This window comes from Kitasatospora sp. NPDC028961, assembly GCF_055564815.1.
The window spans coordinates 903,081-915,664 of record NZ_JBVHVO010000001.1 but is presented as its reverse complement, the minus strand read 5'-3'; the positions used below and the strand labels follow the sequence as shown (position 1 = coordinate 915,664).

At 73.3% G+C, this 12,584-nt stretch carries 10 protein-coding genes; 2 read left to right on the top strand and 8 right to left on the bottom strand.

Annotated features, from left to right (window positions below; all coding sequences use genetic code 11):
* The first annotated feature begins 496 nt into the window (after positions 1–496).
* Positions 497–3,061, top strand: coding sequence for a CDP-glycerol glycerophosphotransferase family protein (locus ACZ4UX_RS04125; protein ID WP_465705375.1), 2,565 nt, complete (start codon positions 497–499; stop codon positions 3,059–3,061).
* On the opposite strand, the gene ACZ4UX_RS04120 is transcribed toward ACZ4UX_RS04125, so the two are convergent.
* The 6 genes from ACZ4UX_RS04120 to ACZ4UX_RS04095 all read right to left on the bottom strand — a co-directional run bounded on the left by ACZ4UX_RS04120 (position 3,046) and on the right by ACZ4UX_RS04095 (position 8,671).
* Complete coding sequence (locus ACZ4UX_RS04120; protein WP_352291259.1) at positions 3,046–3,534, bottom strand: 2'-5' RNA ligase family protein; 489 nt, start codon at positions 3,532–3,534, stop codon at positions 3,046–3,048. The genes ACZ4UX_RS04125 and ACZ4UX_RS04120 overlap by 16 nt on opposite strands.
* Before the next feature lie 62 nt (positions 3,535–3,596).
* The gene (trpS, locus tag ACZ4UX_RS04115) at positions 3,597–4,637 is read right to left on the bottom strand and encodes a tryptophan--tRNA ligase (RefSeq protein WP_329488032.1); all 1,041 of its coding nucleotides are present in this window, start codon (positions 4,635–4,637) and stop codon (positions 3,597–3,599) included.
* A 30-nt stretch (positions 4,638–4,667) separates the two neighbouring features.
* Complete coding sequence (locus ACZ4UX_RS04110; protein ID WP_465705373.1) at positions 4,668–5,990, bottom strand: hemolysin family protein; 1,323 nt, start codon at positions 5,988–5,990, stop codon at positions 4,668–4,670.
* Positions 5,991–6,070: 80 nt separating this feature from the next.
* Positions 6,071–7,063 carry a malate dehydrogenase gene (locus ACZ4UX_RS04105; RefSeq protein WP_329488034.1) on the bottom strand — a complete coding sequence of 331 codons (993 nt, stop codon included), beginning with the start codon at positions 7,061–7,063 and terminating at the stop codon, positions 6,071–6,073.
* A gap of 215 nt (positions 7,064–7,278) precedes the next feature.
* A complete protein-coding gene (locus ACZ4UX_RS04100; RefSeq protein ID WP_465705371.1) occupies positions 7,279–7,704 on the bottom strand; it encodes a DUF3017 domain-containing protein in 426 nt (141 codons plus the stop codon).
* Between the two features lie 112 nt (positions 7,705–7,816).
* Positions 7,817–8,671, bottom strand: a complete 855-nt coding sequence (locus ACZ4UX_RS04095) for a bifunctional methylenetetrahydrofolate dehydrogenase/methenyltetrahydrofolate cyclohydrolase (protein WP_465705369.1) — start codon at positions 8,669–8,671, stop codon at positions 7,817–7,819.
* 509 nt (positions 8,672–9,180) lie between these two features.
* Between ACZ4UX_RS04095 and ACZ4UX_RS04090 the strand changes: the two genes are divergently transcribed.
* Positions 9,181–9,927, top strand: a complete 747-nt coding sequence (locus ACZ4UX_RS04090; protein WP_329488037.1) for an RDD family protein — start codon at positions 9,181–9,183, stop codon at positions 9,925–9,927.
* 118 nt (positions 9,928–10,045) lie between these two features.
* On the opposite strand, the gene purH is transcribed toward ACZ4UX_RS04090, so the two are convergent.
* Entirely contained in the window at positions 10,046–11,647 is a 1,602-nt protein-coding gene (gene purH, locus ACZ4UX_RS04085) for a bifunctional phosphoribosylaminoimidazolecarboxamide formyltransferase/IMP cyclohydrolase (protein ID WP_465705367.1), read from the bottom strand.
* Positions 11,644–12,303, bottom strand: coding sequence for a phosphoribosylglycinamide formyltransferase (gene purN, locus ACZ4UX_RS04080; protein WP_465705365.1), 660 nt, complete (start codon positions 12,301–12,303; stop codon positions 11,644–11,646). The genes purH and purN overlap by 4 nt, the downstream gene beginning before the upstream one ends.
* Positions 12,304–12,584: the final 281 nt, after the last annotated feature.

Here is a 12,584-nt window from a genome sequence, read left to right as displayed (position 1 = left end):
GCTGGACTAGCAGGGTCACACTCCGTACGCGTAGGCGGTGCTCGTCCCCCCCGCCCCCCCCACCCCCCCCCCCCCACCCCCCACCCCCCCCCCCCCCCCCCCCCTCCCCCCCCCCCCCCCCCCCCCCTCTTCCCCCCCCCCCCCCCCCCCCCCCCCCCCCCCCCCCCCCCCGCCCCCCCCCCCCCCCCCCCCCCCCCCCCCCGCCTCCGTGTTTTCCGGGCTGCTTCAAGCGGCTCCGGGCGGCTCTCCCGGCTGCTCCGGACAGCTTTCCGGACTTTTCTGGGCGCTTTCCGGGAGTCGCCGAAGATTCATATGAACAATTCAATCGAACCCATGTTTCGCCGACGGATTTCTCAGCTATTCCTCCGGATTTCTCAGTTGACCCCGGGTGTCATTTCGGTATTCGATATTGAATCGGCTTCGTCCGCTCCCCCGGTACGAATGCCGCCCCGGACCACCGCCATGGGCCGGGATCCCGTTGCCGAAGGGCCACCCCATGCCTGTCCTCACGCGGTTCGTCCTCCCGCAGGCCGCCCCCCACTCGCACGACGACCTGCCCGCCGCCGACGAGGGCGTCGCCTTCGGCCTGCTGCGCGCCCGCTGGCACGCCCGCGGCCTCGAACTCACCGGCTTCGCCCGCCCCGACGACCTGGACACCGCCCGCCCCGGCTCGGCCTGGACCTGGCTGACCCTGCTCCGGGACGACGCCGAACCGCCCCTCCACCTCCGGTCCCGGCCGCGCCGGCTGCCCGAGATCACCGACGACAGCGCCCAGCCCGACCACAACCACGACTGGTCCGGCTTCACCGCCCTGGTCGAACCGCGCCGGCTGCGGCGGGCCGAGGAGTGGCTGCTCGGCGACTGGCGGATCGGGGTCACCCTGTTCACCCGCCCCCGGCCCACCCGGCTGCGCCGCCAGTACGGCGCCCTCGCCCCGCACTGGTGCGGCTCCGGCGAGTACCCGCCGGCCCGCTGGGTCGACCACGACGTCCGCCTCCAGCCGCACTTCGCCGACGGCCGGCTGCGGCTGCGGCTCGAACGCCCCGGCGTCCGGCTCACCCACGCCGCCCCTGCCACGGACGGCCTCGACCTGCGCGGCACCGCCGGGCACTGCCCGCCCGGCACCGCGCTGCGGCTGCGCCACCGGGAGAGCGACGCCGTCCTGCTGCGGCCGGTCGCCCGGACCGGCAACACCTTCGCCCTCCACCTGCCGTACCGGCCGTTCACCGCCGACGGGCGCGGCGCCGGCCACCTGGAGCACTGGGACGCCGAACTGCTGCGCCCGGACGGCTCCACCGAGCAGCTGACCCTGGACGAGCGCGGCGGCCCGGTGGCCGGTCAGCACGCGCTGCCCGGCGCCCCCGACCGGGCGCTCTACCTGAAGCACCTCGCCGACGGCCGGCTGCAGTTCTGCGTCCAGCCCGCGGCCGGCTACGTCGAGCGGATCGCGGTGCGGGCCGGCGGCTTCGAGCTCAGCGGGCACTGCCCCGGCCGCGAGCCGCTCGACCTCGTCCTGCGGCACACCGGGACGGCCGGCGAGGTCCGCCACCGGGTCGACCGCGGGGCGGACGGCCGCTTCACCGTCCGGCTGCCCGCCACCCGCACCGGCTCCGACGGCACCGCGCTGCCGCTGCGCAAGGGCGTCTGGGAGGCCTCGCTACTCCCGGCCGACCGGCCGGGAGCGCCCCGGCCGCTGATCGCCGCCCCCGCGGTGCTCCCCGCGCTGCCCGCCGCCACCGGGGCCGGCGGCAAGCGGATCCTGCTCCAGCGCCGCTGGCACGACACCCTGCTGGTGGACTCCACCCCCGTCCTCTCGCCCGCCGAGCGCAGCGCCTGGAGCCAGGCCCGCCAGCGCGCCGACGGGTACCCGGCCGCCCGCCGGGAGCCGCTGCGCGACGCCGTGCTGTACGACGTGTTCGGCGGCCGCGGGTACGCCGACTCACCGCGCGCGGTGCACGCCGAACTCGCCCGGCGCGGCGAGCCGTTGGAGCACCTCTGGGCGGTCGACGACGCCCAGGCCGACCTGCCCGCCGGCGTCCGCGCGGTACGGGTCTGGAGCCCCGAGTGGTACCGCGCGCTGGCCACCAGCCGGTACCTGGTCGGCAACACGCACTTCCCCGACTTCCTGGACCGCCGGGAGGGCCAGGTGGTCGTCCAGACCTGGCACGGCTCGCTGCTCAAGCGGATCGCGCACGACGTCGAGAACCCCTGGCTCGCCGACCACGGCTACCTGGCGGCGCTCGACCGGGAGACCCCGCAGTGGAGCCTGCTGCTCTCGCCCAGCCCGTTCGCCACCCCGCTGCTGCGCCGGGCGTTCCGCTTCGGGGGCGAGGTCCTGGAGTCCGGCTACCCGCGCAACGACGTGCTGGCCCGGCCGGACGCCGGGCGGGCGGCGGCCGTCCGGCGCCGGCTCGGCATCCCCGACGGCAGGCGCGTGGTGCTCTACGCCCCGACCTGGCGGGAGGACCAGCGGCGCGGCGACGGCGAGGGGTTCCGCCTCGACCTGCGGATCGACCTGGACCGGGCCCGGCGCGCCCTCGGCCACGACCACACCCTGCTGATCCGCCCGCACGCGCACGTCCGCGAGCCGCTGCCCGGCGCCGGGGACGGCTTCGTCCTCGACTGCGGGGACTACCCCGACGTGCAGGAACTGCTGCTGATCGCGGACGTGCTGGTCACCGACTACTCGTCGATCACGTTCGACTTCGCGATCACCGGCCGCCCGGTGCTCTTCTTCACCTACGACCTGGAGCACTACCGCGACACCCTGCGCGGCTTCTCCTTCGACTTCGAGGCGCAGGCCCCCGGCCCGCTCATTCCCGACTCGGCCGGGCTGCTCGAGGCGCTGCGCGGGCTCGCCGACGACGGCTCCGGCCCGCCGCCCGGGTACCGGGAGCGCTACCGCGCGTTCCGCGCCACGCACTGCGGGCTGGAGGACGGCGGGGCCGCGCGCCGGGTGGTCGACCGGATGCTCGACCTCGGCCGGGCGGGCGGGCACGGGGCACCGCGGCCCGGCGGCCGCGCGGCCGCCGGCGGCGGTGCGGGTCAGCCGAAGTCGTAGGAGCGCCAGGGGCGCCAGACCTCGTCGGCGTCGAACCGGGACAGGCCGAAGCCCGGCACCGCGAAGGCCGCCCGGAAGCCGCGGGTCTGCCCGTACGCCTGGTCCAGCACGTCCTCCGCCAGCCCGTGCGCCACCGTGACGTGCGGGTGGTACGGGAAGGCCAGCTCCCGGGCCAGCGGGCCGGAGCGGATGTCCGCCTCCAGCAGCCGGCACTCCTGGGCGCCCCCCTCGACCCGGACGAAGACCACCGGCGAGACCGGCCGGAAGGTCCCGCTGCCGCGCAGCAGCATCCGGAACGGCCGGTGCGCCCGGGCCACCGCCGCCAGGTGCTCCTCGATCTTCGGCAGCTCGGCGGCCGCCACCTCGGTCGGCGGCAGCAGGGTGACGTGCGTGGGTATCGACCGGGCCAGCGGATCGCCGAAGCCGGCCCGCGCGTCCTGGATCGCCGAGCCGTACGGATCCGGGACGCTCACGGACACGCCGATGGTGACGAGCTCGGGGAGATCGTCACCATCGGGCAGGCTCGTCAGGGCTGTCACCGCTTGGCGGCCGGGAGGAAGCCGATCCGGTCGTACACCGTCTCCAGCGTCTGCGACGCCACCGTCCGGGCCTTCTCCGCACCGATCGCCAGCACCCGGTCCAGCTCGGCCGGGTCGTCCAGGAAGGTGCGGGTGCGCTCCTGGAAGGGCGTCACCCACTCGGTGAACAGCTCGGCCAGCTCGGTCTTCAGGGCGCCGTACATCTTGCCCTCGAAGTGCGCCACCAACTGGTCGACCGACTGGCCGCTGAGCGCGGAGTGGATGCGCAGCAGGTTGGAGACGCCGGCCTTCTCCTCCTCGTCGTAGGAGACGACGGTGCCGGTGTCGGTGACGGCGCTCTTGAACTTCTTGGCGCTGACCTTCGGCTCGTCCAGCAGGCTGACCAGGCCCTTGGCCGAGGAGGCCGACTTGCTCATCTTGATGCCCGGGTCCTGGAGGTCCTGGATCTTCGCCGTCTCCTTGAGGATGTACGGCTTCGGGACGGTGAAGGTCGGGCTGTAGCGGGTGTTGAAGCGCTCCGCGAGGTCCCGGGTGAGCTCCACGTGCTGGCGCTGGTCCTCGCCGACCGGCACCGCGTCCGCCTGGTAGAGCAGGATGTCGGCGATCTGCAGGATCGGGTAGGTGAAGAGGCCGACCGAGGTGCTCGCGGCGCCCTGCTTGGCGGACTTGTCCTTGAACTGGGTCATCCGGGAGGCCTCGCCGAAGCCGGTGAGGCAGTTCATCACCCAGCCGAGCTGCGCGTGCTCGGGCACGTGGGACTGGACGAACAGGGTGCAGCGCTCCGGGTCCAGGCCGGCGCCGAGCAGCTGGGCGGCGGAGACCCGGGTGTTCTGGCGCAGCGTCGCCGGGTCCTGCTCCACGGTGATCGCGTGCAGGTCGACCACCATGTAGAAGGCGTCGTTGGCCTCCTGGAGATCGACCCACTGGCGGACGGCACCGAGGTAGTTGCCCAGGTGGAACGAGCCGGAGGTGGGCTGGATGCCGGAGAGTACCCGGGGACGGTCCTTGACCGGACCAGTGACCGCTGCGTTGACCATGCGGGCCATTGTTCCAGTTCCACCGACCGGTCAGGAAACCTCTGCCCCCGCAGGTTCCGACAGTGTGACCGCACTCACCCCGACCCGGGCGATCCGCCGGCCCTCCAGCTTGGCCACCGTCAGCCGGACCTCCTCGGCACCGATCGGGATCCGGACCTGGTCACCGTCGACGGGCAGCCGGCCGAGCGCGGCCACCAGGCAGCCGGCCACCGTCTCGTACGGGCCCTCGGGCAGGGTGACGCCGGTCTCCTCGGTGAAGTCGCCGAGGTTCAGCAGGCCGTCCAGCTCCATGGCGCCGCCGGCCAGCCGGCGGGTGGTGCTCGGCTCCTGGGAGTCGTACTCGTCACGGATCTCGCCGATCACCTCCTCGACCAGGTCCTCCAGGGTGACGATGCCGGCGGTACCGCCGTACTCGTCCACCACGATGGCCAGGTGGTGGCCCTCCCGGCGCATCTCGCCCATCGCCGCCAGCACCCGCTTGGTGCCGGGCAGCAGCTTGATCGGGCGGGCCAGGTCGCGCACCTTCACCGCCTGCTCGCCGCGGGCACCGTACAGGTCGCGGACGTGGACGAAGCCGGTGACCGCGTCGTAGCTGCCCTCGACCACCGGATAGCGCGAGTGCGGCGAGGAGTCGGCCTGCTCGCGGACCTCGGCGAGCGGGCGCTCGGCGTCCAGGAAGGTCACTTCGGTGCGCGGGACCATCACCTCGCGCAGCTGGCGCTCCCCCGCGGCGAACACGTCGGCGATCAACGCCCGCTCGTCGCTTCCGAGTTCGGTGTTGGTGGCGACCAGGCCGCGGAGCTCCTCGGAGCTCATCGAGCCGCGCCCGGCCGCCGGGTCGCCGCCGAGCAGGCGGACCATCAGGTTGGTGGAGTGGCCGAGCAGCCAGATCACCGGGCGCAGCGCCACCGACATCACGTCCACCACCGGGGCGGCGAGGACGGCGATGGAGTCGGCGCGCTGGAGGCCGATCCGCTTGGGGGTGAGCTCGCCGAGCACCAGCGAGGCGTAGCTGATCAGCAGGGTGAGGCCGACCAGGGCGAGCGCGTCGGCGACGCCCGTGGACAGCCCGGCCCGGACGAACAGCGGCGCCACCTTGCCGGCCAGGGTGTCCGCGCCGAAGGCGGCGGACAGGAAGCCCATGCAGGTCACCCCGACCTGCACGGCGGCCAGGAAGCGGTTCGGGTCGGCGGCCAGGTGTGCGGCGCGGGCCGCGCGCCGGGTCCCGCGCCCCGCCAGTGACCTGATCTGGCCCTCGCGCAGCGAGATCAGCGAGATCTCGGCGACGTTGAACAGGCCACCCAGCATGATGAAGACGAGGACGAGGGCCGCGTCCTCCAGGGTTTCGTTCACAGCGGGTCAGTGTAGGGCGACGGCCCGCCGCCTCCGGTCAAGGAGGCGGCGGGCCGTCGAAGGTCCTGCCGGGAACGGGCTCAGATGAGGCCGAGCTCCGTGACGGCGTCGCGCTCCTCGACCAGCTCCTGGACCGAGGCGTCGATGCGGCCGCGGGAGAAGTCGGAGATCTCCAGGCCCTGGACGATCTGGAACTCGCCGTCCTTGGTGGTGACCGGGAAGGAGGAGATCAGACCGGCCGGAACGCCGTAGGAGCCGTCGGAGACGACGCCCATGGAGGTCCAGTCGCCCTCGGCGGTGCCGTTGACCCAGGTGTACACGTGGTCGATGGCGGCGTTGGCGGCCGAGGCGGCCGAGGAGGCGCCACGGGCCTCGATGATGGCCGCGCCGCGCTTGGCGACGGTCGGGATGAAGTCGCCCTCCAGCCACGCCTGGTCGGCGCCGACGGCCTCGAAGGCCGGCTTGCCGGCGATCTCGGCCTGGAAGATGTCCGGGTACTGGGTCGCCGAGTGGTTGCCCCAGATGGTGACCTTCTTGATCTCCGACACGGCGGCACCGGTCTTGGCGGCCAGCTGGCCGAGCGCGCGGTTGTGGTCCAGGCGCGTCATCGCGGTGAAGCGCGCGGCCGGCACGTCCGGGGCGTTGCGCTGGGCGATCAGGGCGTTGGTGTTGGCCGGGTTGCCGACGACCAGGACCTTGATGTCGTCCGCGGCGTGGTCGTTGATGGCCTTGCCCTGCGGGCCGAAGATGCCGCCGTTGGCCTGCAGCAGGTCGCCGCGCTCCATGCCGGCGGTGCGCGGACGGGCGCCGACCAGCAGCGCGACGTTGGCGCCGTCGAAGGCCTCGTTGGCGTTGTCGGTGATCTTGATGTCGCGCAGCAGCGGGAAGGCGCAGTCGACAAGCTCCATCGCGGTGCCCTCGGCGGCCTTCAGGCCCTGCGGGATCTCCAGGAGGCGCAGGTTCACCGGCACGTCGGCGCCGAGCAGGTGGCCCGAGGCGATGCGGAAGAGCAGCGCGTAGCCGATCTGGCCGGCCGCTCCGGTGATGGTGACGTTGACGGGGGTGCGGGTCATTTCTACCTTCTCCAGCAAATCGCCAGGTGCCCCAGGCACACCGGCGCACTGGAGCCGAGGATGATCTCTCGACATCGAGAGACCGGCGTCAGGTTATCGCAAAGCGAAGCGTATGCCGCGGGTACCGTCGTGGCTGATTGGTCACAGACGATGACGGCCCCCGTCCCGACGGTGCGGGCGGGGGCCGATCGGGCCGGACGGACGGGCCGGGCGGGTCAGTGCTTAGGCCGCCCGACCAGCTCGCCGACGTTGTCCAGCAGCGGGATCTCCAGCCACGGGTTGGGCTGGGCCACCAGGGTCAGCAGCACGATCGAGACGCCCAGGAAGGTCAGCACGATCACGTCGGTGAACCGGCTGCGCACCGCCAGCATGCCGACCTCGGGCAGCACCAGCCGCAGCAGCGCGCCGAGCAGCACGCCGCCGCCGAGGATCAGCAGCCCGTACTTGAAGCCGTCCTTGAAGTCGGCGAACCAGGTGACGGCGAGCCCGGCGCCGACCACCAGCAGGACGAGGGTTATCGGCCACTGGCGCACCGGCAGGGCGTGGTCACGCCCCAGCGCCGCCGCCGAGCCCTCGGGGGGCAGCGTTCCGGTGGTCTTCACCGGCCTGCGCCGGGAGCGCGCCGGCCGTGGCCCGCTCATGCGCCCACCCCGCCCCGCTCGGCCGCCGCGTCGCGAAACGCGCGGCTCGCCGGCCTTCGCTCGGTCCGCCCGTTCATAGCTCGCCGTCCTTCCGGAGTCGGATCGCGGTCGTTCAGACGCCGGCGCGGCGCTCGGCCGCCACGACGATGTTGTTCAGCAGCATGGCGCGGGTCATCGGGCCGACGCCGCCCGGGTTCGGGGAGATCCAGCCGGCCACCTCGGCCACGCCCGGGTGGACGTCACCGACGATCTTGCCCTCGCTGCGGCTGACGCCGACGTCCAGCACGGCCGCGCCGGGCTTGACGTCCTCCGGCTTGACCAGGTGCGGCACCCCGGCGGCGGCGACCACGATGTCGGCCTTGCGCAGGTGGTAGGCGAGGTCCCGGGTGCCGGTGTGGCAGAGGGTCACGGTGGCGTTCTCGCTGCGGCGGGTGAGCAGCAGGCCGATCGAGCGGCCGACGGTGACACCGCGGCCGATCACGACCACCTCGGCCCCGTCGATCGCCACGTCGTGGCGGCGCAGCAGCTCGACGATGCCGAGCGGGGTGCAGGGCAGCGGGCCCTCGATGCCCAGCGCGAGCCGGCCGAGCGAGGTGGGGTGCAGGCCGTCGGCGTCCTTGTCCGGGTCCATCAGCTCCAGGACGGGGTTCTGGTCCAGGCCCTTGGGCAGCGGGAGCTGGACGATGTAACCGGTGCAGGCCGGGTCGGCGTTCAGCTCGCGGACGACGTTCTCGACGTCCTCCTGGGTGGCGGTGGCGGGCAGTTCGCGCTGGATGGAGGCGATGCCGACCTCGGCGCAGTCCTTGTGCTTGCCGTTGACGTACCAGCGGCTGCCGGGGTCGTCGCCGACCAGGACGGTGCCGAGACCGGGCGTGACGCCCTTGGCACGAAGGGCCACCACACGGGCGGCGAGTTCGGACTTGATCGCGGCGGCGGTGGCCTTGCCATCGAGAATCTGGGCAGTCATGACCCCATTCTCCCGGATGCCGGAGGCGGACGGCGCCAGCCCCCGGCGACAGCGGTGCCGGGGAGCCCCGGAGGCTCGAAAACCGTTCGGACCACGTTGCGGTTGCGCCACAGTCCGGTCCGCCACGCGGGCGCGGCTGGACAGCGCCGGGCCGCCCGGTCGACGATAAGCGGGCATTCCCTGCCGCCTCCGGCCCGGTGACGGGCCGACGGACACCGGCGGGGCGTACCCGGGGGAAGAACAGAGTGAGCCGACCACACCACACCGTGCCGCCCGACCGCCACGGCCGCGTGCTGCCAGGACCGCAGCCGTCGATGCTCCCGTTCGCGCCGGACCGGCGCCACCCACGTTCCTGAGCCAGCCCGTGCCGGCGGGCGCCGGACCGTGTCCGCCCCCGTTGTCACCGCGCTCCGCTATCGTCCCGTCCGCTCGGCAGTTCGCCCCGCCGGTGCGTTCCGGACCCAGCGCTGTCCCGTCCCACGTCCCCACATCCCTGCCCGGAGGCATCGATGAGTTACCCGCCCGACCCGAACAACCCGTACGGCCAGCAGCCCCCTCAGCAGGGCTACGGCTACCCCCAGCAGGCCCCGCCGGCCGCCGGGTACGGCTACCCGCAGCAGCCGCCGCAGGCCCCGCAGTACGGTGTGCCGCAGCAGCCGGCGTACGGGTACGCGCCGATGCCGGGCACCCTCCAGGCCAACAACGGCTACATCAACATCGCCCAGCTGGGCACGGTGAAGATCGCCACCATGGGCCAGCGCTTCCTGGCCCGCCTGATCGACGGCCTCGCGATCGGCGCGGTCGTCGCCCTGGTGATGGCGCTCGGCCTGGCCAGCGCGCTCGGCATCGCCAAGGACACCCAGGACTGCAGCGGCAAGTACACCTACGGCGGCTCCAACTCGGCGTACTACGACTGCCTGAACGCCAACAACGACGCCGCCGCGGGCTTCTTCGTCACCATGCTGATCATGGTCGGCGTGCTCTCGGTGTTCAACCTGCTGTACGAGTGGCTGATGGTCTCCTTCGCGGGTGCCACCCTCGGCAAGATGGCCCTGGGCCTGCGCGTCGTCAAGGAGAGCAACGGCCAGGTCCCCGGCCTGGGCGGCGGCTTCATCCGCTTCATCATCCCGATCGTCGGCGCGTTCCTCTGCTACATCGGCGCCGCGCTGGTCTACCTGTCCCCGTTCTTCGACAACTCCGGGAAGCTGCAGGGCTGGCACGACCGTGCCGCCGGCACCCTGGTGATCAAGAAGTAACACCGACCGGCGACAGCGGAGCGGCCCGGTCCCCTTCCCAGGGGCCGGGCCGCTCCGTCGTACCGTCACACCGCCGCTGCCGGACCGGGATCCTCCCGGCCCGGCACCGGCGTCGGCGTCAGTGGAAGAAGTGGCGGGTACCGGTGAAGTACATCGTCACGCCGGCCGCGGCGGCGGCCGCGACGACCTCCTCGTCCCGGATCGAACCGCCCGGCTGCACCACGGCCTTGACGCCGCCGTCGAGCAGGATCTGCAGGCCGTCCGCGAACGGGAAGAAGGCGTCGGAGGCCGCGTAGGAGCCCCGGGCCCGCTCGCCGGCCCGCTCCACGGCGAGCTTCGCCGAGTCGACCCGGTTGACCTGGCCCATCCCGACGCCCACCGAGGCACCGCCCTTGGCCAGCAGGATCGCGTTGGACTTGACGGCCCGGCAGGCCCGCCAGGCGAACGCCAGCTCGGCCAGCTCGGCCGCGGGGAGCGCCTCGCCGGTGGCCAGCGTCCAGCTCGCCGGGTCGTCGCCCGCGGCGTGGATCCGGTCGGCGTCCTGGAGCAGCACGCCACCGGAGATCGGGCGCACCTCCTGGCGGTTGGCCGGCGCCTCGGGGGCGACCAGCACCCGCAGGTTCTTCTTGCGCGCCAGCACCTCGACGGCGCCGTCCTCGTACCCGGGGGCGACGACGACCTCGGTGAAGATCGGGGCGATCTGCTCGGCCAGCTCGACGGTCACCGGGCGGTTGACCGCGATCACGCCGCCGTACGCGGAGACCGGGTCGCACTCGTGCGCCTTGCGGTGCGCCTCGGCGACGTCCGCGCCGGTGGCGATGCCGCACGGGTTGGCGTGCTTGATGATCGCGACGGCCGGCTCGGCGTGGTCGTACGCGGCGCGACGGGCGGCATCGGTGTCGACGTAGTTGTTGTACGACATCTCCTTGCCGTGCAGCTGCTCGGCGCCGGCCAGGCCGCCGGTGCCGTCGCTGTAGAGCGCGGCGCCCTGGTGCGGGTTCTCGCCGTAGCGCAGCACGTTCTGGCGCTCGTAGGTGGCGCCCAGGAACTCCGGGAAGCCCTCGACGTCGCCGGCCGCGTAGCCGGCCTCGAACCAGGAGGCCACCGCGACGTCGTAGGCGGCGGTGTGCGCGAACGCGGCACCGGCCAGGCGCTTGCGGGTGGCCAGGTCGAAGCCGCCCTCCTGGACGGCCTTCAGCACGTCGCCGTAGCGGGCCGGGTCCACCACGACGGCGACCGACGGGTGGTTCTTGGCCGCGGCGCGGACCATGCTCGGGCCGCCGATGTCGATCTGCTCGACGCACTCGTCCGGGCTCGCGCCGGAGGCGACGGTGGCCTTGAACGGGTACAGGTTCACCACGACCAGCTCGAAGGGCTCGACGCCCAGCTCGGCGAGCTGCGCGCGGTGCGACTCCAGCCGCAGGTCGGCGAGCACACCGGCGTGCACGCGGGGGTGCAGCGTCTTCACGCGCCCGTCGAGGCACTCGGGGAAGCCGGTCAGCTCGGAGACCTCGGTCACCGGGACGCCCGCGGCGGCGATCCGGCCGGCGGTGGTTCCGGTGGAGACGATGGCGACCCCGGCGGCGTGCAGGCCCTGGGCCAGCTCCTCCAGACCGGTCTTGTCGTAGACGCTGATCAGCGCGCGACGGATCGGGCGGACGCCGCTCTCCTCGTCGAGGGGGGCGGTGACGGGGGACGTGGTGCTGGGGGCGGCGCTCATGCCGGGATCCATACCTTTCGGTCCTCGATGCGGTGACCCTCGCGGGCCAGCCGGCCCACGATGTCGACGAGCAGCTTTCGCTCGACAGTCTTGATGCGCTCGTGCAGCGCTTCGCCGCCATCGGCGTGGTCGGCGTCGGTGACCTCGACGACGCCCTGCGCGATGATCGGCCCGGTGTCCACCCCGGCGTCGACCAGGTGGACGGTGCAGCCGGTGACCTTCACTCCGTACGCGAGCGCGTCGGTGACGCCGTGGGCGCCGGGGAAGGCGGGCAGCAGTGCGGGGTGGGTGTTGATGATCCGCCCGGCGAAGGCCGCGATGAACGCGGGGCCGAGGATCTTCATGAAGCCCGCCGTGACCACGAGGTCCGGCCGGTGCTCCGCGACGGAGGCGGTCAGCGCGCCGTCCCACCCGGCGCGGTCGGCGAAGTCCTTCAGGCGGTGCACGAAGACCGGCAGCCCGGCCCGCTCGGCGCGCTCCAGGCCCGCGATGCCGTCACGGTCGGCACCGACGGCGACGATCTCCGCGCCGAAGGCCGGATCGGCCACGGCGTCGATCAGCGCCTGTAGGTTGGTGCCGGAGCCGGAGACCAGCACCACCAGCCGGGCCGGGCCGGGAGTGCGGGGCGGGAAGAGTTGAGCGGGGGCGGCGGCCACTGCGCGATTCTCCGTAGGTCGGGCGCCGCCCGCTGGTACATCCACCGGCGGTGGGGCCACTACGAACGGCAGGTCGAGCGAGGGGGAACACCGGAGGAACCCGCCGCGATGCGGGCCCGGGGAACCTATCTGAGCTGCTGACCGTCACCACGATAACGGCTGGTCGGACGGCCCTTGAAACGCCCTGGCGGCGCTACGCGCGTAGTTGAGACGGGGATCTCCATCGGGGCACCGTTCACCCGCCGTCCGCCCGGCGTCCGCCCGCCGGCCGTGCGCGGACG